Source organism: Janthinobacterium sp. GW458P (assembly GCF_002127585.1).
Classification (GTDB): domain Bacteria; phylum Pseudomonadota; class Gammaproteobacteria; order Burkholderiales; family Burkholderiaceae_D; genus Janthinobacterium.
Genome location: NZ_NEGZ01000011.1, coordinates 1 through 21597, shown reverse-complemented (window position 1 = coordinate 21597; position 21597 = coordinate 1). Strand labels below are relative to the sequence as shown.

Annotated in this window: 23 protein-coding genes and 1 pseudogene; 7 read left to right on the top strand and 17 right to left on the bottom strand. The window is 63.2% G+C overall.

Annotation, left to right across the window (positions count from 1 at the left end; translation table 11 throughout):
* Positions 1–76 precede the first annotated feature (76 nt).
* Positions 77–1150 carry a DUF475 domain-containing protein gene (locus CBW50_RS09360; RefSeq protein WP_086145281.1) on the bottom strand — a complete coding sequence of 358 codons (1074 nt, stop codon included), beginning with the start codon at positions 1148–1150 and terminating at the stop codon, positions 77–79.
* A 115-nt stretch (positions 1151–1265) separates the two neighbouring features.
* Here CBW50_RS09360 and nhaR point away from each other — a divergent pair, with 115 nt between their 5' ends.
* The 3 genes from nhaR (at position 1266) to CBW50_RS09345 (ending at position 5100) form a co-directional block, all read left to right on the top strand.
* Positions 1266–2180, top strand: a complete 915-nt coding sequence (nhaR, locus tag CBW50_RS09355; RefSeq protein WP_086145280.1) for a transcriptional activator NhaR — start codon at positions 1266–1268, stop codon at positions 2178–2180.
* Positions 2181–2304: 124 nt separating this feature from the next.
* The gene (locus CBW50_RS09350) at positions 2305–3639 is read left to right on the top strand and encodes an MFS transporter (RefSeq protein ID WP_086145279.1); all 1335 of its coding nucleotides are present in this window, start codon (positions 2305–2307) and stop codon (positions 3637–3639) included.
* A gap of 120 nt (positions 3640–3759) precedes the next feature.
* Positions 3760–5100, top strand: coding sequence for a hemolysin family protein (locus tag CBW50_RS09345; RefSeq protein ID WP_086145351.1), 1341 nt, complete (start codon positions 3760–3762; stop codon positions 5098–5100).
* On the opposite strand, the gene CBW50_RS09340 is transcribed toward CBW50_RS09345, so the two are convergent.
* Genes CBW50_RS09340 through CBW50_RS09315 form a run of 6 tightly spaced genes read right to left on the bottom strand, consistent with a single transcriptional unit; the run spans position 5097 to position 10250 of the window.
* Entirely contained in the window at positions 5097–6176 is a 1080-nt protein-coding gene (locus CBW50_RS09340) for an AI-2E family transporter (protein WP_086145278.1), read from the bottom strand. The two genes, CBW50_RS09345 and CBW50_RS09340, sit on opposite strands and share 4 nt — an antisense overlap.
* A gap of 42 nt (positions 6177–6218) precedes the next feature.
* The gene (locus tag CBW50_RS09335; RefSeq protein ID WP_086145277.1) at positions 6219–6812 is read right to left on the bottom strand and encodes an SCO family protein; all 594 of its coding nucleotides are present in this window, start codon (positions 6810–6812) and stop codon (positions 6219–6221) included.
* Positions 6809–7708, bottom strand: coding sequence for a heme o synthase (gene cyoE / locus CBW50_RS09330; protein ID WP_086145276.1), 900 nt, complete (start codon positions 7706–7708; stop codon positions 6809–6811). Before cyoE ends, CBW50_RS09335 begins: the two co-directional genes overlap by 4 nt.
* Complete coding sequence (locus tag CBW50_RS09325) at positions 7709–8878, bottom strand: heme A synthase (RefSeq protein ID WP_086145350.1); 1170 nt, start codon at positions 8876–8878, stop codon at positions 7709–7711.
* Between the two features lie 18 nt (positions 8879–8896).
* The gene (locus tag CBW50_RS09320; protein ID WP_086145275.1) at positions 8897–9502 is read right to left on the bottom strand and encodes a cytochrome C oxidase subunit I; all 606 of its coding nucleotides are present in this window, start codon (positions 9500–9502) and stop codon (positions 8897–8899) included.
* A 4-nt stretch (positions 9503–9506) separates the two neighbouring features.
* Positions 9507–10250, bottom strand: coding sequence for an SURF1 family protein (locus CBW50_RS09315; protein ID WP_086145274.1), 744 nt, complete (start codon positions 10248–10250; stop codon positions 9507–9509).
* A gap of 36 nt (positions 10251–10286) precedes the next feature.
* Between CBW50_RS09315 and CBW50_RS09310 the strand changes: the two genes are divergently transcribed.
* Positions 10287–10487, top strand: a complete 201-nt coding sequence (locus CBW50_RS09310) for a twin transmembrane helix small protein (RefSeq protein ID WP_046683386.1) — start codon at positions 10287–10289, stop codon at positions 10485–10487.
* Positions 10488–10607: 120 nt separating this feature from the next.
* Here CBW50_RS09310 and CBW50_RS09305 read toward each other — a convergent pair whose 3' ends face one another.
* From CBW50_RS09305 to CBW50_RS09280, 7 genes are all read right to left on the bottom strand, one after another.
* On the bottom strand, positions 10608–11468 hold the full coding sequence (locus tag CBW50_RS09305; RefSeq protein ID WP_086145349.1) for a cytochrome c oxidase subunit 3: 861 nt from the start codon (positions 11466–11468) through the stop codon (positions 10608–10610).
* Positions 11469–11532: 64 nt separating this feature from the next.
* A complete protein-coding gene (locus CBW50_RS09300; protein WP_086145273.1) occupies positions 11533–11745 on the bottom strand; it encodes a DUF2970 domain-containing protein in 213 nt (70 codons plus the stop codon).
* Between the two features lie 9 nt (positions 11746–11754).
* On the bottom strand, positions 11755–12315 hold the full coding sequence (locus tag CBW50_RS09295; protein WP_301178804.1) for a cytochrome c oxidase assembly protein: 561 nt from the start codon (positions 12313–12315) through the stop codon (positions 11755–11757).
* Between the two features lie 8 nt (positions 12316–12323).
* Entirely contained in the window at positions 12324–12443 is a 120-nt protein-coding gene (locus CBW50_RS29730) for a cytochrome oxidase small assembly protein (RefSeq protein ID WP_216356331.1), read from the bottom strand.
* Between the two features lie 55 nt (positions 12444–12498).
* Positions 12499–14097 (bottom strand): cytochrome c oxidase subunit I, encoded by a 1599-nt coding sequence (gene ctaD / locus CBW50_RS09290; RefSeq protein WP_086145271.1) that lies wholly within the window; start codon positions 14095–14097, stop codon positions 12499–12501.
* 13 nt (positions 14098–14110) lie between these two features.
* On the bottom strand, positions 14111–15319 hold the full coding sequence (gene coxB / locus CBW50_RS09285) for a cytochrome c oxidase subunit II (protein WP_086145270.1): 1209 nt from the start codon (positions 15317–15319) through the stop codon (positions 14111–14113).
* A gap of 464 nt (positions 15320–15783) precedes the next feature.
* Positions 15784–16680: a methyltransferase domain-containing protein gene (locus CBW50_RS09280; protein ID WP_086145269.1), complete on the bottom strand. Its 897-nt coding sequence runs from the start codon at positions 16678–16680 to the stop codon at positions 15784–15786.
* An 84-nt stretch (positions 16681–16764) separates the two neighbouring features.
* On the opposite strand from CBW50_RS09280, the gene CBW50_RS09275 reads away from it, so the two are divergent.
* On the top strand, positions 16765–17520 hold the full coding sequence (locus CBW50_RS09275) for a ComF family protein (RefSeq protein WP_086145268.1): 756 nt from the start codon (positions 16765–16767) through the stop codon (positions 17518–17520).
* 42 nt (positions 17521–17562) lie between these two features.
* The gene (trmL, locus tag CBW50_RS09270; RefSeq protein ID WP_086145267.1) at positions 17563–18033 is read left to right on the top strand and encodes a tRNA (uridine(34)/cytosine(34)/5-carboxymethylaminomethyluridine(34)-2'-O)-methyltransferase TrmL; all 471 of its coding nucleotides are present in this window, start codon (positions 17563–17565) and stop codon (positions 18031–18033) included.
* Between the two features lies 1 nt (position 18034).
* Here the strand turns inward: trmL and CBW50_RS09265 are convergent, their stop codons facing one another.
* Positions 18035–18832, bottom strand: a complete 798-nt coding sequence (locus CBW50_RS09265; RefSeq protein ID WP_086145266.1) for an aminotransferase class IV family protein — start codon at positions 18830–18832, stop codon at positions 18035–18037.
* Between the two features lie 105 nt (positions 18833–18937).
* Here CBW50_RS09265 and CBW50_RS09260 point away from each other — a divergent pair, with 105 nt between their 5' ends.
* Complete coding sequence (locus CBW50_RS09260; protein ID WP_086145265.1) at positions 18938–19855, top strand: LysR substrate-binding domain-containing protein; 918 nt, start codon at positions 18938–18940, stop codon at positions 19853–19855.
* Here CBW50_RS09260 and CBW50_RS09255 read toward each other — a convergent pair.
* Both CBW50_RS09255 and CBW50_RS29725 read right to left on the bottom strand, forming a co-directional pair.
* A complete protein-coding gene (locus CBW50_RS09255; protein ID WP_086145264.1) occupies positions 19852–20595 on the bottom strand; it encodes a hypothetical protein in 744 nt (247 codons plus the stop codon). The genes CBW50_RS09260 and CBW50_RS09255 overlap by 4 nt on opposite strands.
* A 12-nt stretch (positions 20596–20607) precedes the next feature.
* A pseudogene (locus CBW50_RS29725) lies at positions 20608–21597 on the bottom strand (hypothetical protein); the annotation flags it as partial.

Here is a 21597-nt window from a genome sequence, read left to right as displayed (position 1 = left end):
GCCTGACTCCCCAGGCCGGCGGCGACGCTTGCTACAACTTGCCGACAAACGGGTGCAGTCGTTTGCCGCGCATTCTTTACACTGCCTTGACCGCTTCGAGCGCTTCCGGCCGGCCTTCTTCGAGGGCCATCCTGCGCTTGTGGCGTATCGACGACCACAGCGAGGCGAGAATGAAGGCCACGCCAATCAGACCCGTGAAGATCTCGGGAATGTGGAACTTCATGCTGACCAACATGATCACGGCCAGGATACCGATCGCATAGTGCGCGCCGTGCTCCAGATAAACGAACTCGTCGAGCGTACCCTTGCGCACCAGGAACACCGTCATCGAGCGCACGAACATCGCGCCGATGGCCAGGCCCAGCATGATGATCACGACATCCTTGGTGATGGCAAACGCGCCGATCACGCCGTCAAAGCTGAACGAGGCGTCGAGCACTTCCAGGTACAGGAAGCCGCCAATACCGCCGCGCTTGATGATGTCGCCCATGTTGCCGTCGCCGTTATCGCCTTCCAGCAAGCCGCTGATCACATCGACGCCCACGTAGGTCAGGATGCCCCACAGGCCGGCCGTCAGGACCACCAGTTTCTGGCCTTCTTCGATCATCGACAGGCTGGCCATCAGGGTACCGAGCGCGATCATCACGGAAATCGACGAAATCTTGCCCAGCGCGCCCAGTTTTTCTTCAATACGGCCCAGCCAGTGCGTTTCTTTTTCCGAGTCCAGCAGGAAGTTCAGGAAAACCAGCAGCAGGAAAATGCCGCCAAAGGCCGCCACTTCCGCGTGGTGATTCGTCAGGTGCATCGAATACTGTTCCGGATTGCTCAACGCCAGATTCCATACTTCCATCAGCCCCAGGTCCGCCGCTTGCGCCACGATGACCAGCGGAAACAGCAAACGCATGCCGAAGACGGCGATGATGATGCCCACGCCAAGGAACAGACCTTGCCAAAACTTGTCCCAGTTCTTCAGCACCGAGGCGTTGACGACGGCGTTGTCAAACGACAGCGACACTTCCATCACGCCCAGAATCACCGCGATACCGAGCGCCGCCAGCATCGTCTGCACGCCACCGTGCGTATAACCCCACCAGGCGGAAATGCCCAGGCAGATAAATGTCACCAGAAATGACACTCTGAAATGCTTCATCGATAGTTCCCCGTTATCTAGATTTAATGAAACATAGTATAGGGACATGTCACACATTTAAAAATGGAAGATAATGGAAGTATTACTTCGTAAAAACAGAAGATAGGATATCGCGATGAAAACCACGGGCTTCAATTACCGCCATTTGTACTTCTTTTGGGTGGTCGCCAAGGAGGGCGGCGTGACGCGCGCGGCCGAGCGCCTGGGACTGGCCGTGCAAACCATCAGCACGCAGCTGGCCCTGCTGGAAAAGGAACTGGGCAAGTCGCTGCTGCAGCCGCAGGGACGCCGCCTGGTGCCGACGGAAGCGGGCCGGCTGGCGCTCGGCTATGCGGACCAGATTTTCCTGCTGGGCGAGCAGATGCAGGATGCGCTGGCCGACGCGGACGCGGAAAAGATGCGCCTGACGGTGGGTATTTCCGATTCCCTGCCGAAACTGATGGCCTACCGCATGCTCGACGCCACGCGCAGCCTGGACCAGCCCGTCAAGCTGGTCTGCCTGGAAGATGAATTCGAATCCTTGCTGGCCGACCTGGCCCTGCACAAGCTGGACCTGGTGTTGACGGACCGCGCCGTGCCGGCCGGCGCCAGCCTGCGCGTGTCCAGCCACTTGTGGGGCGAGAGCGCCATGAAGCTGTTCGGCATCCCCGCCCTGGCCGAACAGTACCGCGGCAATTTCCCGCACAGCCTGCACGGCGCGCCCTTCCTGCTGCCCGCGCGCAACAACGCCTTGCGCGGGCGCATCGATGAATGGATGGTGCAGCAAGGCGTGCGGCCCGACGTGGTGGGCGAATTCGAGGACAACGCCATGCTCAACGCCTTCGGCCGCAAGGGCCTGGGCCTGTTCTTCGCCCCGGCCAGCCTGGCGGCCGACATCGAGGAGCAATTCGGCGCCGTGCTGGTGGGCGACGCCTCGTCCCTGCGCGAACAGTTTTATGTGATCTCGAACGAACGCAAGATCATGCATCCGGCGCTCGATGTGATCCTGGCGGCCATCCAGGGCAGCCCGAAGATTTACAAGGAAACCTGATAAATCCATTCGAAAATAACGTTTGAATAATCAATCAAAAGAGATTGTAATGAAGCCTGAGACAAACACGCGCCCCGCCCTCGCCGGAAGGGCGCGACCACCATAAAAAAACAGGAGCATCACCATGTCCATGGCAGGCAAGACGATCGATATTCCCGATCTCATCAATAACAACAAGATCGGCTCCTTCCAGATCGGCATGCTGATCCTGTGCGGGCTGTGCGTCATCATGGATGGCTTCGACGTGCAGGCCATGGGCTATGTGGCGCCCGCCATCATTGCCGACTGGCATGTCAGCAAGGCCAACCTGGGCCCCGTGTTCGGCGCGGGCCTGCTGGGCATGCTGGTCGGCTCGCTCGTCTTCAGCATCACGGCCGACAAGTTCGGCCGCCGCCCCGTGCTGATCGGCTCGACCATCTTCTTTTCGCTGTGCATGCTGGTCACGCCGCTGGCCACCAGCATCGAGCAATTGCAGCTGATCCGCTTCATCACCGGCCTGGGCCTGGGCGCCGTGATGCCGAACGCCATGGCGCTGGCCGGCGAATACAGCCCCGTGCGCAAGAAAGTCACCCTGATGATGCTCGTCTCGTGCGGCTTTACCCTGGGTGCCGTGCTGGGCGGATTATTGTCCGCCGCGCTGATTCCCGCCTTCGGCTGGCAATCCGTGTTTTACGTGGGCGGCGTGGTGCCCTTGGTCATCGGCGTGCTGATGTTCTTCCTGCTGCCGGAATCGATGCAATTTCTGGTATTGAAGAAACGCAAGCTCGACAAGGTGGCCCAGTGGCTCAAACGCATCGACCCGACGGTGAGCATCACGCCCGACACGCAATACCTCGTGCATGAGAAAGAACACAAGGGCGCGCCCGTGCTGCAATTGTTTACGGGCGGCCGCGCGAAGATGACGATTTTGTTGTGGGTCATCAACTTCATGAACTTGCTGAACCTGTATTTCCTGTCCAACTGGCTGCCGACGATCGCCAAGGAAGCAGGCCTGTCGACGGCCAACGCCGTGCTGGCGGGCACGGCCCTGCAAGTGGGCGGCACCATCGGCACCCTCGTCATGGGCCAGCTGATCGACCGCTCCAGCTTCCGCCGCATCCTGCTGCCGTGCTTTTTGGTCGCCGCCGTGGCCATTGCCCTGATCGGCCGTCCCGACGTGTCGCTGGCCTTCCTGTTCATTACCATCTTCATCGCGGGCTTTTGCGTGGTGGGCGGCCAGCCGGCCGTCAACGCCCTGGCGGCCAGCTACTACCCAACCACCCTGCGCTCGACGGGCATCGGCTGGAGCCTGGGCGTGGGCCGCATCGGCTCCATCATCGGCCCCGTGCTCGGTGGCGAGCTGATCCGTCTGAACTGGCCCAACAGCACGATTTTCCTCGTCGTCGCCATTCCCGCCATCGTCTCGGCCGTCATGGTCTTCGCCATGCGCGGCGGGCCGCAAACGGCGGCCAAAGGCTGAACAAGCGTGCAAGACCGGCCGCGCGCGCCCGCCTGCACGGGCGGGGCGCGCGGCTAAATTAGGCTATGCCGGCCTTCGTCGTTTAAGATGTCGTTTTTACAGCCCATCTTCCGCGCCCCCATGCACAATGTCTTGCTAGTCCTGCTCGCCCTCTTCCTGGTCGCGCTGAACGGTTTTTTTGTTGCCGCCGAGTTTGGCATTGTCACCTTGCGCCGCACGCGCATCCGCGCCATCGCCAAGACACAGGGAATGCGGGGCCGCATCCTGGCCAAGGTGCATGGCCAGCTGGACGCCTACCTGTCCGCCTGCCAGCTGGGCATCACCCTGGCGTCGCTGGGCCTGGGCTGGGTCGGCGAACCGGCATTTGCCGGCTTGCTCGAGCCGCTGTTCGGCGCCATCGGCGTCACTTCGCAAGAGCTGATCCACGGCGTCTCGTTCGTCGTCGCCTTCAGCGTGATTTCCTTCCTGCACATCGTCGTGGGCGAGCTGGCGCCCAAATCGATGGCCATCCGCAACCCGGAAGCCGTCGGCCTGTGGAGCGCCATTCCCCTGTACGGCTTTTACTGGACCATGTACCCGGCCATCTACCTGCTCAACGCCAGCGCCAACTGGGTGCTGCGCCTGGCGGGCCTGTCCGGCAAGGGCGGCCACGACGCCCATTACTCGTCCGAAGAACTGAAACTGATCCTGCGCACCAGCCAGCCCGGCGAAAAGTTTACGCGCGACGAGCGCAACATCCTGGCGCAGTCGCTTGATTTTGAACAAATGACGGTGTCGGACCTGATGCGCCCGATCAATGAAGTGATCGCCCTGCATGCCTCGAGCACGCTGGAAGAAAACCTCGACACGGTGCTGCGCAACCGCTTCAGCCGCTACCCGTATTTCGACACGAACGAAGACGACGTGCTGGGCGTGGTGCACCTGAAAGACCTGTTCTTTGCCCAGCAGGCGGGCAAACCGATCACTTCGCTCACGCCGTTCCTGCGTCCCGTCGACATCATTTCCGCGCGCACGCCGGCACTGGAACTGTTCCGCCGCTTTCGCGACGGCGCGCCCCACTTCGCCCTGATCGGCGAAAAGGGCAAGCGCCCGCTGGGCTTCATCACCTTGGATAATTTGCTCGGCGCCATGGTCGGTGAAATCCGCGACGAATTCCGCCGCAATGAAAACGACTGGCTCAAGCAGAGCGACGGCACCCTGATCGGCAAGGCCAGCCTGCCCATCTTCTCGCTCGAACGCATCCTCGGCATCGATATCGAAAACGAGGAGCTGGGGCTGGACGACGTGGAATCGGTCGGCGGCTTGATCATGGTCAAGCTCGGTGACATTCCGAAGCAGGGCCAGCGCATCACCTTCGTCGACTTCGACATCGTCGTCAAGAAGATGAACGGGCCCCGCATCGTGCTCATCAAGGTGATCCCCAAGCAGGAACGCGATCTTGATGCCGATCTACGTGATTAGTCTTTTTTCAAGGTAAGCGTATCCTTGCCCTGCGGCACGGTGGTCTCGCCCACCGTCCACGTCTGCAGCAGGCTGTACAGCACTGCCAGCAGGGTCGGACCGATAAAGATGCCGACGAAGCCGAAGGCCAGCACGCCGCCCAGCACGCCCAGCAGCACCAGCAGGAAGGGCAGGCTGCTGCCGCGGCTGATCAGCATGGGCTTGACGACGTTATCGACGCCGCTGATCAGCAAGGCGCCCCACACCAGCATGAAAATGCCCCAGCCCGTCTGGCCATCGGAAAACAGCCAGATGGCGGCGCCGCCCCAGATCAGGGGCGGGCCGACGGGAATCAGCGAAAAGATGAAGGTGGCCACGCCCAAGAGCGCCACGGCCGGCACGCCGGCGATCAGGAAGCCGATCACGGCCACCAGCGCCTGCGCCAGCGCCGTGCCCAGCAAGCCGTACATGACGCCGCGCACGGTGCGGCTGATGGTCAGGCCCACGCCCGGCGCGCTGTCGCCGATGATGCGGCCGGCGCCCGTCATCAGGGCGCGGCTCAGCTGCTGGCCGTCGCGGTAGAGGAAGAAGCTGACGAACACGGCCAGGCTGGTCTGCGCCAGGCCCGTGCCCAGCAGGATGCCGCCGGAAGCGAGGAAATGGCGCGCCGGCTCCAGCATCGTCTTGCCCAAATTCAGTAATTCCTCGCGGTCCGCCAGCAGGCGCTCCACGTAGCCGGCGATGGTGTCGCCCACCACGGGGATGCTGGCCAGCCAGGCCGGCGGGTGCAGGCCGCCCGCTTCCAGCGCGGCGCGGATCTGCTCATAGATGCGCGAGACGTTATCGGCCAGGTTGTAGGTGACGAGGGCCAGCGGCAGCACGATGACCAGCAGCAGCGACAGCGTCATGATGGCGGCCGCCCAGTTGCGCCGGCCTTTCAGGCGCTCGAGCAGGAGGATATACAGGGGCCAGCTGGAAATGCCCACGCAGGCGGCAAACAGCATGGCGGCCAGGAAAGGCCGCAGGACGAAAAAGCAGCCGATCAGGAGAAAAATGATGGCCGCCAGGCGGGCGTGAGGCTCGAAACGTTTATCCATGTACCGCGTATCCTGAAGATGGCGCCCGGGGGCGCGACCGGATCAGGATAGCAGAAGTTTAAGATCGTGCGCGATGGCGGCCGGGGTTTCGCCATGGCGCACGAACAGGCGGATCTTGCCTTCGCGGTCAAACACATAGGTGCCGGCCGTGTGATCGACCGTGTAGCTGCTGTCCGTCTCGCCCTCGACCTTGGCGTAATACACCTTGAACTCCTTGGCCACCCTGGCCGTCGCTTCCAGGCTGCCATACAGCCCGACGAAGCGCTTGTCGAACGCCGGCACGTACTGCGCCAGCAGGGCTTGCGTGTCGCGCTCGGGGTCGACCGTGACGAACAGCACTTGCACCTGGTCCGCCTGCGGGCCCATTTCCTTCATTACCTGGGCCATGTCGGCCATGGTGGTGGGGCAGACGTCCGGACATTGCGTGTAGCCGAAGAACATCAGCACCAGCTTGCCCTTGTAGTCGGCCAGGGTGCGCGGCTGGCCCGTGTGGTCCGTCAGCGCGAACTCGCGCGCGTAGCCCAGGCCCGTCACGTCCGTATTCTTGAATTCCAGCTTCGGTGCGGCAGGCTTGCCGCAGCCGGCCAGCACGACGGCCAGCGCGGCCGCCAACAACAGGGTCAGGTATTTTTTCATGATCCGATGGGAATGTAATGGTCGACCAGCAAGGCCGCGAACAGCAATGCCAGGTAGATGATGGAAAAAGTAAACGCTTTGCGCGCGATCAAATCCGTGTAGTGGCGGTACATCTTCCACGCGTAGTACAGGAAGCCGGCATTGAGCAGCACGGCCGACACCAGGTAGATCAGGCCGCTCATGCGCACCGCGTACGGCAGCAAGGTGGTGGCGGCCAGCGCGATCGAGTACAGCCAGACGTGGAATTGCGTAAATTGCATGCCGTGCGTGACGGGCAGCATGGGCAAGCCCGAGCGCGCGTAATCGTCGCGCCGGTACATGGCCAGCGCCCAGAAGTGCGGCGGCGTCCAGACAAAGATGATCAGGACCAGCAGCCACGCCTGCATCGGCACGTCGTTGGCGACGGCGGCCCAGCCCAGCGCGGGCGGCATGGCGCCGGACAGGCCGCCGATGACGATATTTTGCGGCGTGGCCGGTTTCAGCACCATGGTGTAGATCAAGGCATAGCCGACAAAGGTGACAAAGGTCAGCCACATGGTCAGCGGATTGACGAGGTGATACAAAATCGCCATGCCCAGGCCGCCGATCACCAGCGCGAATACGACCGTTTGCTTGACGGAAATGTCACCCATGGCCATGGGACGGCGCGCCGTGCGGGCCATGCGCGCATCGATTTCGCGCTCGGCCAGGCAATTGACGGCAAACGCGGCGCCGGCCAGCAGCCAGATGCCGATGGTGCCGAACACCACCGCACGCCAGTCAGGCAACTCCTCGCTGGCCAGGAACATGCCGATGACGGCGCAAAACACGGCCAGCTGCGTCACGCGGGGCTTGGTCAGCGCCCAATACTGGGCGATGCGGGGGGTAGGTTTACGGCTGAGTGTCTGAGTAGTCATTTATGCGGTACGGGAAGAACTGGCTGGTGCCGGGGGCACTGTCGCGGAGGCGGAGGCGGATGTCCGCGCAACATCGAGTTGGAATTTAGCCTTGTAGTTTAACATGGTCAGCAGCAACACGAGCAGCGCCGCCCCGCCGTTATGCAGGACGGCAATCGACAGCGGCCAGTTCAGGTAAATCGTCGCCAGGCCCGTGGCCGCCTGCAGGGCCAGCACCGCGGCGATCCAGCGCGCCGTGCCGCGCAGCGATGGCAGTTTCCACGCGCGCAGCACCGTATAGCCGACGCCGGCCAGCACGACGAAGGCGAAATTGCGGTGCACCCAGTGGATGGCCGTCAACGCGGAAAACGGCAGATAGTGGCCGGCGGCCGTCTTGCCCAGCTCGCGCCACAGGTGGAAGCCATGCTCGAAATCCATTTCCGGTATGACTTTCCCGCCGCACAGGGGGAAATCCGTGCAGGCCAGGGTGGCGTAGTTGGTGCTCACCCAGCCGCCCAGCGCGATCTGCACGGTCAGCAGCACGAGCGACAGCACGGCCAGCGCGCGCACGGGGCGCAGCACGGCAGCGTCCGCATCGGCGCGCAGCAAGGGTTTGACGGCATGGTCCTGGCGCCCGCCCAGCCACGTCAGCATGGCCAGCAAGCCCATGCCCAGCAGCAAGTGAATGGTGACGATCACGGGCTGCAGCTTCAAGGTGACGGTCCAGGCGCCGAACGCGCCCTGCAGGCAGACGAACAGGAACAGCGCCGTCGGCAGCGCCGGGGCGAACTCTTGCCGTTTGCTCTTGCGCCACTGGCGCCACGCCTGCACCATCATCGCCACGATCAGCACGCCGATGGCCATGGCCAGGTAGCGGTGCGTCATCTCGATCCACGCTTTCACTACCGTCACGGGCCCTGTCGGCATCAGGGTTTCCGCCGCCACGATATGCTCGTGCGCCAGGAAAGGATTGGCAGAGCCATAACAACCGGGCCAGTCAGGGCAGCCCAGGCCGGAATCGGACAGGCGCGTAAAGCCGCCAAACATGATCAGGTCGACCGTCAAAAAGACGGCGATCCATACGAGCTTGCGGTATTTATTGGCGTCCGCGGACACCCACACCATGGTCAGCGGCAACAGCGCCACCAGCAAGCCCGTCAAACCCAGCTGGGCCAGCGCGGAGAGATGCATCGTCGGCATGCAGACTCCTCAACCGATCGCCGAAGCTTTGAGCAGCTTGGCGATGTCTTTCTTGACCTTGCTCGGGTCCGCGTCTTTCGGGAAGCGCATCATCAGGTTGCCCAGCGGATCGATCAGGTACAGATGGTCGTCCGCCTTGCCGCCCGCTTCCACGGGCAGCCACGCCTTCAGGGCGTCGCTATTGACGCGCAGCATGTTGGTGCCGTCGAATTCGCGCATCACGAGGGTGTCGAGCGGCTGCTCGTCCGTCACCAGCCAGACGCGCTCGATGCGCTCGCGTTCCTTGCCCTGCATCAAACGCAGCTGCTGCATGGCAAACAGCTGCTTCTTGCACGCTTCCTGGCAGTCGGACGGGCCCGTTTGCAGCATCACCCACTTGCCCTTGAACCGGGCCAGCGGCGAGGCCTTGCCATCGAGTTCCGTGACGTGCAGCTGCGCCTCGGGAATCGGGTGCAAACGGGGGTCGATCAGGGCGCCGTAATTGTTGCGGCCCGTGGGCTTGATGATGTAATACGTGAAATACGAGGCGATGATGGGAAAGGCGCACACGGCCACCACGGCCAGCAGTTTCCAGCGTCCGCTGTTCTGGGCCTGTTTATCGCCACTGTCTTGCATTGTTTCAGGGTTGTTTGTTTGCACGTCGAAATCCTGTAAAGACAAAAAATAAAAAGGCCATCAGCGCCAGTGCATACCACTGGAAGGCATAGCCGCGGTGCTTGTCGGCGCCCAGGTCGGGCGCCGGCCAGTCGCGCACGGGAAGCTGGCCGGACGTCGCCATCGCTCCGTCGGCCGTTTGTTCGATGACGAGGGGCTGCAAGGCCAGGCCGCTGGCCTGCGCCAGCTGGGCGATATCGGCATTTTGTACGATGGCGTGCGGCGCCAGCGGCGGCGCCGTGCCCAGTTCCATCACGTGGCCCGCGTTCAGGCGCGCGATGCCGGTGATCGTCACCGTGCCGGCCGGCGTGGCGTAATCGGGGATGCGCGTGCGCTCGGCATTGTTGCGCGGCAACCAGCCCTGCGCCACCAGCACGTGCATGGGGGAACCGTCAATTTGAAATGGCGTGAGCACGTGGAAACCGGCCTGGCCCTGGTAGGGGCGATTGTCCAGGTACACGGTCCAGGCGGGCACGAAGCGGCCCGTGACGGTAACGCGACGGTATTCGATCGCTTGCGCCTCGGCGGCCGACAAGGGCGCGGCGCCCAGGGCCAGGGGCGCGGCCTGGTTGCCCGCTTCCAGCCGGGCGGCGCGGGCGATTTTTTCATCGGCACGGCGCTGCTGCCATTGCGCCAGAGAGACGCCGAGGGCAACGAGTAGCAACATTACAACAAATGGAATCCATCTAAAATGGAAGCGGATACGCATTACAATGAAACCTCCTCAAGCCTGGCGCTACCATCCATGAAAATCCTCGTTGCCATCGCCTTCATCCTGATCCTGGGCAGCCTGGGCTCGGCCCTGTTCTTCCTCATGCGCGACAAGGGCAAGAGCAACCGCACCGTGCAGGCGCTGGCCCTGCGCGTGGGGCTGTCCATCACCCTGTTTTTGCTGATCCTGCTGGCGCATCATCTGGGCTATATCCAGCCCACGGGCATACATTAAGCCTCTTCTTGTCTGATTGGCAAATTCTTTACGCTAAGAAAAAAGCCGTACCCAGGATGTCCCGGTACGGCTTTTTTTATGGTGCAGGCGCACGCGTCAAGCGCGCGCCCTGCCCCGCCATTATAACCAATACACGACCACGTACAGGCCCAGCCAGACGACGTCGACAAAGTGCCAGTACCAGGCGGCGCCTTCGAAGCCGAAGTGGTGCTCGGGCGTGAAGTGGCCTTTCAGCACGCGGTACAGGATGACGGACAGCATGATGGCGCCCAGGGTCACGTGGAAGCCGTGGAAGCCCGTCAGCATGAAGAAGGTGGCGCCGTAGATGCCGGACGTCAATTTCAAGTTCAGTTCGCTGTAGGCGTGGATGTATTCGTAGACCTGGAAGCCCATGAAGATGGCGCCCAGCACGATGGTGGCAAACAGGAACAGGGCCGTCATGGCGCGGTGGCCGGCGCGCAGCGCGTGGTGCGAGATCGTCAGGGTGACGCCCGACATCAGCAGCAGGGCCGTATTGATGGTCGGAATCCAGAACGGCGTCATGGTGGTGAATTCCTGCACCGTGCCGGCCGGGCCCGTATTACCCCAGTGGGCGGCGAAGTCGGGCCAGATGAACTTGTGGTCGAGGTCGGCCAGCCACGGCATCGAGATGCTGCGCGCATAGAACAGGGCACCGAAGAAGGCGGCGAAGAACATGACTTCCGAAAAGATGAACCAGCTCATGCTCCAGCGGAAGGAATGATCGATGCGCTCGCTGTACAAGCCTTTTTCCGATTCGCCGATGGCGTCGCCGAACCAGAAATACAGCACCAGCAGGATGCCGGCGATGCCGATGAAGTTCAGATACGGTCCCCACGACACGTCGTTGACCCAGGCCGAGGCGCCTATCATGGTCAGCAGCAGGCTGGCGCCGCCCAGCAGGGGCCAGCGCGAGGGCCCGGGCACGAAATAATAAGGTGCGGCGGCGTGGTTGGAACTCATCATCATCTCCTCAAAAACTTGTAGGGTGGTTTTTATACGTTATAGATATAGATGCAGCAAAAAATCATGAGACAGCGAATTTAACGACGGTCAGGAGCACGCCGATCAGGCAAGCCACCACCAGCAATCCCGCGATGACGATGTGCACGGGATTGAGCCTGGCCGAATCCGTATCGAAATCGCTCTTGCGGCGCAAGCCCGTAAACGACCACACGACGGCCCGCAGCGAATACAGGAACGACGCTTTCTGCGCTTTGGATGCTTGCGGCTCGCTCATGGCACTCTCCTATTGGACGGCCGGCGCCTGAGCCTGGCTCAGACCGGCAATCTCGAAAAACGTGTACGACAGGGTAATGGTTTTCACCTCTTTCGGCAGGGCCGGATCGAGGAAGAACACCACCGGCATCTGCCGCGCCTCATGCGCCTTCAGGGTCTGCTGCTTGAAGCAGAAACACTCGACTTTCTTGAAGTGCGGCGTGGCGCTCTGCGGCGCGTAGCTGGGGATGGCTTGCGCATTGACGACGCGGTTTTGCGTATTGACCACTTCGTACATGACGGTCACCAGTTCGCCCGGATGAACTTGCATGCTCGACACGGTGGGGCGGAAGCGCCACGGCCCCTGGGCATTGCCGTCGAATTCGACGGTGATGCTGCGCGTCGTGTCGACCTGCGTATTGTTGTCGTAGGCGACCGTGCCATCCTTCTGCGTCAGCACGTTGATGCCCATCACTTCGCAGATCTGCTTGTAGACGGGAATCAGGGCATAGCCAAAGCCGAACATCAGCACGGCAATGACGATCAGCTTGCCCAGCATCTTGCGGTTCAGGCCGCGCGTTTCCTGTTGCACGGGCGTCGTCACGACAGCCACAGCCGCTTGGCGAACACGGACAGGAAGAAGAAGGCCGCCAGGGCCGCCAATATCAGTCCGGTACGCAGGTTGTTCGGTTTTTTACGCTCAGTTTTCACTTCGGTCATGGCAGCTACTTTATTCAAGGCGGGCCGCGCAACACGCCGGCCCGTGACACTGACATTATTTGACGGTGGGCGGCGTTTCAAACGTGTGGAACGGCGCCGGGCTCGGCACGGTCCATTCCAGGCCTTCCGCGCCTTCCCATGGTTTTGCCGGGGCAGCCTTGCCGCCGCGGATGGTCGGCAAGACCACGAAGAACAGGAAGTACACCTGCATCAGGCCGAAACCGAAGGCGCCGATCGAGGCGACCATATTGAAGTCCGTGAACTGCGCCGGATAATCGGCGTAGCGGCGCGGCATGCCGGCCAGGCCCAGGAAGTGCATGGGGAAGAAGGTCACGTTGAAGGTGATCAGCGACAGCCAGAAGTGGATTTTGCCGCGCGTCTCGTTGTACATATGGCCCGTCCATTTCGGCGACCAGTAGTAGAAGCCGGCGAACAGGGCGAACAGCGAACCGGCCACCAGCACGTAGTGGAAATGCGCCACCACGTAATACGTGTCCTGCAGCTGGATGTCGATCGGCGTGACGGCCAGGATCAGGCCGGTAAAACCGCCCATGGTGAAGACGAAGATGAAGCCTACCGAGAACAGCATCGGCGTCTCGAACGTCATCGAACCCTTCCACATGGTGGCGATCCAGTTGAACACTTTCACGCCCGTGGGCACGGCGATCAGCATGGTCGCGTACATGAAGAACAGCTGGCTCGTCACCGGCATGCCGGTAGTAAACATGTGGTGCGCCCAGACGATGAAGGACAGAATCGCGATCGACGCCGTGGCGTAGACCATCGACGCATAGCCGAACAGGGGCTTGCGGGCAAACGCGGGCAGGATCTGCGAGACGATGCCGAAGGCCGGCAAGATCATGATGTAGACCTCGGGGTGGCCGAAGAACCAGAAGATGTGCTGGTACATGACGGGGTCGCCGCCGCCTGCCGCATTAAAGAAGGACGTGCCGAAATGGCGGTCCGTCAGGGTCATGGTAATCGCGCCAGCGAGCACCGGCATGACGGCGATCAACAGATACGCGGTAATGAGCCAGGTCCAGCAGAACATCGGCATTTTCATCAGGGTCATGCCGGGCGCGCGCATGTTGAGGATGGTGACGATGATGTTGATCGAGCCCATGATGGACGAGGCGCCCATCAGGTGCATGGCGAAAATGGCCATGTCCATGCCGGGGCCCATCTGCGTCGACAGCGGCGCATACAGGGTCCAGCCGGCGGCCGTGGCGCCACCGGGCACGAGGAAGGACGTGGCCAGCAGGATGGCGGCCGGCGGCAGCAGCCAGAACGAAAAGTTGTTCATGCGGGCGAACGCCATGTCCGACGCGCCCACCTGCAGCGGGATCATCCAGTTGGCGTAGCCGACGAAGGCCGGCATGATGGCGCCGAAGACCATCACCAGGCCGTGCATGGTGGTCAGCTGGTTGAAAAATTCTGGGTGAAAAAATTGCAGGCCGGGATGAAACAGTTCCGTGCGTATCATCAGGGCCAGTACGCCGCCCGACAGCAGCATGATGAACGAGAACCACAAGTACAAGGTGCCGATATCCTTGTGGTTGGTGGCAAACAGCCAGCGGCGCCAGCCTGTCGGGTGGTCGTGGGCGTGGTCGTGGTCGTGACCGGCGTGGTCCAAGGTGCTCGTGCTAGTACTCATATGCGGCTCCTAATTACTTGCGTGCAGCCACGACTTCGGCTGGTTGAACGATGTTCTCTTCGGCCTTGTTCGACCAGGAATTGCGCGTGTAAGTGATCACTGCGGCGATTTCCGTGTCGGACAGCTGTTTCCACGCTGGCATTTCAGCCGGGAACTTGCCGCTCTTTTGCCCGTTCAGCAAGACATGAATCTGTTCCGCCTTCGGACCGTTCACCACGGCAGAGCCGTCCAGCGCTGCAAACGCACCCGGCACGCCCTTGCCCGTCGCCTGGTGGCAGACCACGCAGTTGGCCGCATACACTTTCTCGCCCTTGACCTTCAACTCGTCGATGGTCCAGGTCTTGTTGGGATCATCAGCCAGTGCGGCCATTTCCTTTTGTTTTTTATCAACCCAGGCCTTGTAATCGTCGTTCGACACCACTTTGACGACGATGGGCATGAACGCGTGTTCCTTGCCGCACAGCTCGGCGCAATTGCCGCGGAAGGTGCCGACGTGGTCGGACTTGAACCAGGTGTCGCGCACGAAGCCGGGAATCGCATCCTGCTTCACGCCGAAGGCGGGCACGGACCAGGCGTGGATGACGTCGTTGGCCGTCAGCACCATGCGGATCTTCTTGTTGACCGGCACCACGACTTCGTTGTCGACTTCGATCAGGTAGTTTTCACCGCGTTTTTCCGTCGGCGGCGCGCCCGGCGCCCCCACTTGCGCGCGCGGCGTGGCCAGGTTGGAGAGGAAGGAAATGCCTTCGCCCTCGCCTTTCAGGTAGTCATAGCCCCATTTCCACTGCATGCCGGTGGCCTTGATGGTGATGTCGGCGTTCGAGGTGTCCTTCATGCCGACCACGGTGCGCGTGGCAGGCAGGGCCATGCCGATGACGATCAGGAAAGGCACGACGGTCCAGGCGATCTCGACGGTGGTGCTTTCGTGGAAGGTGGCCGGCTTGTGGCCCAGGGACTTGCGGTGCTTGAAGATGGAATAGAACATGACGCCGAACACGGCCACGAAGATCACCAGGCAGATGATCATCATCCAGGTGTGCAAATCGTAGATTTCATGGGCGATCTGTGTCGCCGGCGGCTGCAGATTCATTTCAAACGGCACGGGACCGCCGGTGCCGGGATAGGTGCCGGCAGCCGGTGCCGCCGTGGCCCATCGCCCGATGCCAAACGCTGTCAAAGACAGCCCGAGCAGCAACGATTGAAGTCGCTTTGCATGTGTCATGTTTTCCCCAACCACCCAAAAATAAAGATATTTTAAACGGCTGCGGATTTCTCCGTACTGGACCGCTGCCGCTCCTCCATGAAAGCAACACGGCCAAATCCCGGCCATGCGCGTCAAGCACCAGCGAATTCCATGCTGGCCGTCCACAGCAAAACGCAGACGAACAACCATGCTGGAATCCTGTTTTTCTTCCACGCCCTGATATGGCCATGCATGGAAGATGGTTACTATACTAATGCAGTAACTTCGAATAAGTCTCGCTTTGTTTTATTTATTTTGTATGCAGCCCTTGTTTTTTCTACTTAACAAGCTGACAAACAATCAACGATTATAATCAAGTAAACTTGAATCCATCAAGCAATAATCGGCTTTGTGCGCGCCCTTCTCCCGGCCGCCGCGCGCTTTGCAACGCTTGTTGTACATCAAAGCGTGGATGGCAACCGAGTGTCGGTTTCTTTATGCTGTCATTTCGGCTTGCGCGGCAGATCGAAACGGATGATGGCCTCGCCATTGCGCGTCACGCGCGGCGCGGGGCGGAAGGCGTGGCCATAAATGATCTCGAAACTCAGGCCCAGCTTGCCGTCGGGACGGCGCATCTTTTCCAGCGCAGCCAGCATGCGCTGCCAGGCCGCCTTGCCCATCAGACCGCGCCGCCGCGTGGTCAGCGGGTTGCCGCCGAAGGCGCGCACGTCGGCCAGCAGCTTTTCCGCCGTGTCGTAGGTGACGGTGATGATTTCCATGTCCAGCACGGGCGTGGAAAAGCCCGCCTCGACCAGCATGTCGCCAAAGTCGTGCATGTCGACGAAGGGGAAGGCGTGCGGATACAGGTCCGCCTCGGCAAACGCGTCGCGCACTTCGCGGAAGGTGTCGGGGCCGAAGCAGGAAAACATCAGCAAGCCGTCGAGGCGCAGCGCGCGCCGCCATTCCGCAAACACGCGGTCGGGCTGGGCGTGCCAGTGCAGCGCCAGGTTGGACCAGACCAGGTCGACGCTGCTGGCGGCCAGCGGCAGGTCGCCCAGGTCGCCGCACAATAAATCCACGCCCGTCTTCGCCGGCAAGAGCTTGCTCAGGAACTGGTTCAGGCCGGCCAGCTTCGACGCGGGCGCACGCGCCGCCTGCATCATCGCTTGCGCTGCATCGAGACCGATGATCTGCGCTGCGGGATAATCCTTGTGCAGCTGCGCCAGGTCCGCGCCGGGGCCGCAACCGGCATCGAGCACGCGCAAGGGCGTGATTTTCACCAGTTCCAGGCGCTCGTGCATGCGTGCCGACACTTCGCGGCGCAGGAAATCCGACGGCGCGATGCGCGCCGGACGGGAAAAGAAATCGCGTACTTGCACCGCATCGATGGGCGCACTCATTTTGGGCGGACTGGTGGGAACTGGCATGTGAAATCGGGTGAGGTGAGATAATGTCGGCAGTGTACATGGAACGACGCCATCGCGATGCGGACGGCCGCCCTGCCCCGCCTTGAGGCCGCATGGCAGGCGCTGCAGCTGTGGCTGGGCGCCGCGGTGCTGCCGGCGCAATGCGCGCTGTGCGGCAGCGGCTGCCCGCAAGCGCTGTGCGCGCCCTGCCGCGCCCAATACCTGGGACAAGCACGGTGCCGCTGCCGCCAGTGCGCCAATCCGCTCGCCGACATCGAGATGGCGCAGCTGTGCGGGCGCTGCTTGCGCCACCGGCCCGCGTATGACGCCACGGTCACGGCGTTCGACTATGCGGCGCCCGTCGACCAGTTGCTGCTGCAGCTGAAATTCGGCGCGCGCCTGGCACTGGCGCCCCTGCTGGCGCAACTGCTGTATGTTGCCATTCAGCAACAACCTGCATGGACAATGCCGCAACTGCTGTGTCCCGTGCCGCTGGGTCCGGCCCGGCTGGCCGAGCGGGGCTACAACCAGGCGCTGGAAATCGCCCGGCCGCTGGCGCGCCTGCTGGACGTCCCTTTGCAGCCGCGCCTGGCGCTGCGCGTGCGCGAAACGCGGGCGCAAAGCGGCGTGCCGCCGCGCGAGCGGCAAGCCAACCTGGCGCACGCGTTTGCCATCGCTCCGGAAACTGCGGATGTATTACAAGGATGCCATGTCGGCATCGTCGACGACGTGATGAGCAGCGGCCACACCGTCAACGCCCTGGCGGCCGCCTGCAAGGGCGCAGGGGCGGCAAGGGTCAGCATATTGGTGGCGGCGCGCACGCCGCCGCATTAGAGTAGCGACATATTAGATACAGATAGACCCAAGGAGAGCATTTTGTTTCACGTTGTTTTGGTAGAACCTGAAATCCCGCCCAATACGGGCAACGTCATCCGCCTGTGCGCCAACACGGGCGCGCAGCTGCACCTGGTCGAACCGCTGGGCTTTCCCCTCGACGACGCCAAGATGAAGCGCGCCGGCCTCGATTACCACGATTACGCCAGGATGAAGGTGCACAAGAACTGGGCGGCGTTCCTGGCCGACACCCAGCCCGACCCGGCCCGCATGTTCGCCATGACCACGCGCGGCTCGCGCCCGTTCGGCGACGTGGCCTTCCTGCCGGGCGACGTGTTCGTGTTCGGCTCGGAAACGAAAGGCCTCGACCCCGCCCTGCGCGACGGCTTCCCCGCCGAACAGCGCATCCGCCTGCCCATGCGCCCGGACAACCGCAGCTTGAATTTATCGAATACGGTGGCTGTCGTTGTCTACGAGGCGTGGCGCCAGCATGGGTACCAGGGCGGCGCGTAAGCTACGGCAGCAGCAAGGCTTCCGCCTCGTAGGCCCGGCGCAACAGGGCCAGGAACGCCGGCGCGGACGGCAGATCGATGGCGCCGATACGCGTGACGGGCACGCCGGGCGTCCAGGAATTCATGACGACGGCGCCGCCCATGCCAGCCACGTCGGCCAGGCGCATTTCCTGCTCGCGCTGCGGCAGGCCCAACCGCTCCAGCTGGCGGCGCACGATGGACATCGTCGTGCCCGCCAACATGGCGGCCACGGGCCACACGACGGCCTGTCCATCCCAGAACGCCAGGTTCCAGATCGTCCCTTCGCTGAGCCGGCCTTCACGATCGAGAAAAACGGCGTCATCCAGCCCTTGCCGGGCCGCCTCGCGCAAGTAATACGTCTTGGCGATTTCTCCCACATGTTTAATCGAAGGCAACATGCGTTCATGTTCGACGGCCAGCAGCCGCAGCGGCCCCGGCGGGCCATCCGACGGCGGGCCTGTACGCACCAGCAACTGCGGCATGGCGGGCGCGGCCGCCACGGCGAATTCGCCCGCGGGACAGGACAGGGTCGCCGTCAGCGAACAATCTGCCGGACTGTGCTGCAGCGCCGTGCGCAGCTGCGCCAGCAGTGCCGCGTCGGGCATGGCCTGGCCAAACAGCGCCAAGCAGGCGTGGCGCAGGCGCGCCAGGTGCAGGTCGAGGCCGCGTACCTTGCCGCCGCGCACCTGCATGGCCGTGAAATGGGCGTAGCCGGCAAAGGCCAGCGGCGCAAGCTCGGCGCTGCTGGCGCGGTGGCCGTTCAATTGGGCCAGGGACATATGTTTTCTCCACGTGTATCATCAAGGAAAAACATTATCGGCAATCGCCAGCGCCTTGAAAAACGAGAAGTTTTTACTCCACCATTCAATTTTCCTTGAAGATCTATGCAACGCATGCTCCCCGGCACCCGTGCCCTGCGCACCTATGAGGCGGCGGCACGCCACCTGAATTTCACGCACGCGGCGCAGGAGCTGGGCTTGACGCCGGCCGCCGTCAGCTACCAGGTCAAGGAAATGGAAGAGCAGCTGGGATTGCAGCTGTTCGCGCGCAATAGCCGCAGCATGGCGCTGACGCCGGCCGGGCGTTTGCTGTTCGACGCGGCCGCCGATGCGCTGGCCACCCTGCGCCACGCCGTGGCGCGCGCGCAGCGCCTGAACCGCGGCGGCGCGCCGCTGCGCCTGTCGCTTGGACCCCGCTTTGCCACCCACTGGCTGCTGCCCAGGCTGGCGAACTGGCGCGCCGCCCATCCCGACGTGGCCCTGACCTTCGATATCAGCGACGACGTGCGCGATTTCGATACGGACGAAGTCGATATCGCCATCCGCTTCGGCGCCGGCGCCTATGCGGGCACACATGCCGTGCGCCTGTTCGATACGCAAGTGGTGCCCGTCTGCAGTCCCGCCCTGCTGGCGGGCGGCGCCAGCCTGCGGCAGCCGCGCGACCTCGTGGGCCAGACGCTATGCCAGGTGGATTGCCAGATAGATAATATGGTGTGGCCGAACTGGGCCATGTGGATGGCGGCGGCCGGCGTGGCCGGCTTCGACGCCAGCCGCTGCGTGGGCTTTCGCGATTCTGCCCACGTGCTGCAGGCCGTCCTTGACGGCGGCGCCGTCGGCCTGCTGGAGCTGGCCATGATCCAGCAGGAAGTGGCACAGGGCCGCTTGCTGCGCCTGTTCGATATCGGCATTCCGGTGGCGGCCGGCCATGCCTATCACCTGGTGTGGCCGGACGCGGGCGCAGAAGACGGCCGCATCCGGGTGTTCCGGCAGTGGCTGCTGGAACAGCTTGCCGTCGGCTCTTAACGCTGCGCCAGCCGCGCCGCGACGCTATTGTCGTCCAGCATCACCAGCTGCGTGCGCAAGTCGCGCGTGGCGGCCAGCTTGCCGTTCACGTACAGATTCGTCTTGACGCCGTACACGCCCTGCGACACGCCGGCCGGCAAGGTCAGCTCGAACGAGTTTTCAAAGCGCCCGCCCGATTTGTTGTTGCTGGCCAGGGATTTGGAACCGGACTTGAATGGCTGGCCCTGCGGGTCGAGCACCACCAGCTCTTCGCGCACGTCGTTGACGCTTTGCGCGCTGCCGTTGACCAGCTCCACCACCGAATTGACCTTGAACGGCTGGCCGCGCTTGACGGTCGATGCGCTCAGCTGCGGCGTGTAGGACACCACTTGCGGCTCGCGCGGCAAGGCGCCGCGCGTGCGGATGTAGTCGCGGTCCGCCTGCGCCGCCGTCTTGGTCTGGCGCGAATTGACATTGATGGCCAGACAGCCGGCCGCCGCCAGGCCGCCGCCGATGGCCGCGCCCTTCAGCGCGCCATTCTTGCCGCTGACCAAGGCACCCAGCAAGGCGCCCACGGCCGCGCCGGCCGCCGCCGTCGCCCCCACGCTGCACGGATCGTCATCCGTCGCGCCCGTTGGGGGCCGCGGGTAGGCCGTGTCCTGGCGTACGCCCTCCGGATTCATCGGCGCCGTGGCGCAGCCGGCCAGCATGGCCGCGATCGTCAGCGCGGCGGCCGCGCGCAGCGTGGTGTGGTTCATCATGTTCACTCCGGTCTATTTAATCGTCGTTTCCGTCTGCAGCACCTGCCGTTCGCGCTCGCGGATGCGGCGCGACAGATTGTCGATGCGCGCATTGCCAGGATCGACGCGGCGCGCGCTTTCCAGATAGGTCTTGGCCGCGTCGAACTTGCCTTCCAGCAAAGAACGCTCGGCGTCGCGCAGGAACGACTGCGCCATCTCGTTGCGCATGGCCGCGCCGCTATCGACGGGTGCCGTTTCCAGCGGACGGCGTTCGGCCACGGCAGGACGTTCGACCGCGCGCGCGGGCGCCGGTTCCAGTGCTGCCGGTGCGGGGGCCGGTGCAGAGACAGGCGCGGGGGCGGGGGCAGGCGCCGCCGACAGCGCCTGCACGTCGGCCTTCAATTGCGGCAATTCCACCGCTTCGCGGTCGATCGCTTCCAGCCTGGCGATGCCATTGCGCGCCGCCGCCGCATCCTTGCCGTCAAGCGCCTGGCGCACGCCCACCAGTACCGAGGCGGCCGCCGCCTGCTGGCGCGTCAATTGCTTGCGCAACGATTCCACGCTGGCCGCGCCCGCGCAATCGACGTCGAGCGCGGCGATGCTCCTGGCGGCGCTTTGCAATTGATGGCCGTCAATATTGCGTTCGATGGCGCGCGCGCCGCGCTGGCAAGCGCCGGAGGCGGCCCCGGCCTTGGCGATGGCCGCCTGCAAGTCGTCCGCCTTGGCGCTGGACTTGCCCGTGCACGCCAGTTGCGCCGTCGCCAGCTTCTGGCGGGCGCCGTCCAGGCTGCCATTCGCCACCAGTTTCAAGCCGCTGTCGATGGCGTCATTGCAAGCCGATGCATTTTTTCCGCCCGGCTTGCCGTTCATGTAGACGACGACGGCCGCCAGCACGGCTGCGCCGCCCAGCCAGCGCAGCCACTTGCGCGGCGGCGGGACTGCCGGTGCAGGCGCCGATGGCGGCACCGGCGCGGGCTTCGGCGCGGCTTGCGGCGGCACCGGAGCCGGAGCTGGCTTCGGCGG

Coding starts and splice junctions, on each gene's coding strand:
- CBW50_RS09265 (WP_086145266.1), bottom strand. CDS start 18,832: ATGTCCCTGGCCCAATTGAACGGCCACCGCGCCAGCAGCGCCGAGCTT.
- CBW50_RS09345 (WP_086145351.1), top strand. CDS start 3,760: ATGCACAATGTCTTGCTAGTCCTGCTCGCCCTCTTCCTGGTCGCGCTG.
- nhaR (WP_086145280.1), top strand. CDS start 1,266: ATGAAAACCACGGGCTTCAATTACCGCCATTTGTACTTCTTTTGGGTG.
- CBW50_RS09325 (WP_086145350.1), bottom strand. CDS start 8,878: ATGCATCTCTCCGCGCTGGCCCAGCTGGGTTTGACGGGCTTGCTGGTG.
- CBW50_RS09275 (WP_086145268.1), top strand. CDS start 16,765: ATGCGGACGGCCGCCCTGCCCCGCCTTGAGGCCGCATGGCAGGCGCTG.
- CBW50_RS09360 (WP_086145281.1), bottom strand. CDS start 1,150: ATGAAGCATTTCAGAGTGTCATTTCTGGTGACATTTATCTGCCTGGGC.
- CBW50_RS09350 (WP_086145279.1), top strand. CDS start 2,305: ATGTCCATGGCAGGCAAGACGATCGATATTCCCGATCTCATCAATAAC.
- CBW50_RS09320 (WP_086145275.1), bottom strand. CDS start 9,502: ATGCAAGACAGTGGCGATAAACAGGCCCAGAACAGCGGACGCTGGAAA.
- CBW50_RS09315 (WP_086145274.1), bottom strand. CDS start 10,250: ATGCGTATCCGCTTCCATTTTAGATGGATTCCATTTGTTGTAATGTTG.
- CBW50_RS09310 (WP_046683386.1), top strand. CDS start 10,287: ATGAAAATCCTCGTTGCCATCGCCTTCATCCTGATCCTGGGCAGCCTG.
- CBW50_RS09255 (WP_086145264.1), bottom strand. CDS start 20,595: ATGATGAACCACACCACGCTGCGCGCGGCCGCCGCGCTGACGATCGCG.
- CBW50_RS09260 (WP_086145265.1), top strand. CDS start 18,938: ATGCAACGCATGCTCCCCGGCACCCGTGCCCTGCGCACCTATGAGGCG.
- CBW50_RS09305 (WP_086145349.1), bottom strand. CDS start 11,468: ATGAGTTCCAACCACGCCGCCGCACCTTATTATTTCGTGCCCGGGCCC.
- CBW50_RS09280 (WP_086145269.1), bottom strand. CDS start 16,680: ATGAGTGCGCCCATCGATGCGGTGCAAGTACGCGATTTCTTTTCCCGT.
- CBW50_RS09300 (WP_086145273.1), bottom strand. CDS start 11,745: ATGAGCGAGCCGCAAGCATCCAAAGCGCAGAAAGCGTCGTTCCTGTAT.
- CBW50_RS09335 (WP_086145277.1), bottom strand. CDS start 6,812: ATGAAAAAATACCTGACCCTGTTGTTGGCGGCCGCGCTGGCCGTCGTG.
- ctaD (WP_086145271.1), bottom strand. CDS start 14,097: ATGAGTACTAGCACGAGCACCTTGGACCACGCCGGTCACGACCACGAC.
- CBW50_RS09340 (WP_086145278.1), bottom strand. CDS start 6,176: ATGGATAAACGTTTCGAGCCTCACGCCCGCCTGGCGGCCATCATTTTT.
- coxB (WP_086145270.1), bottom strand. CDS start 15,319: ATGACACATGCAAAGCGACTTCAATCGTTGCTGCTCGGGCTGTCTTTG.
- CBW50_RS29730 (WP_216356331.1), bottom strand. CDS start 12,443: ATGACCGAAGTGAAAACTGAGCGTAAAAAACCGAACAACCTGCGTACC.
- cyoE (WP_086145276.1), bottom strand. CDS start 7,708: ATGACTACTCAGACACTCAGCCGTAAACCTACCCCCCGCATCGCCCAG.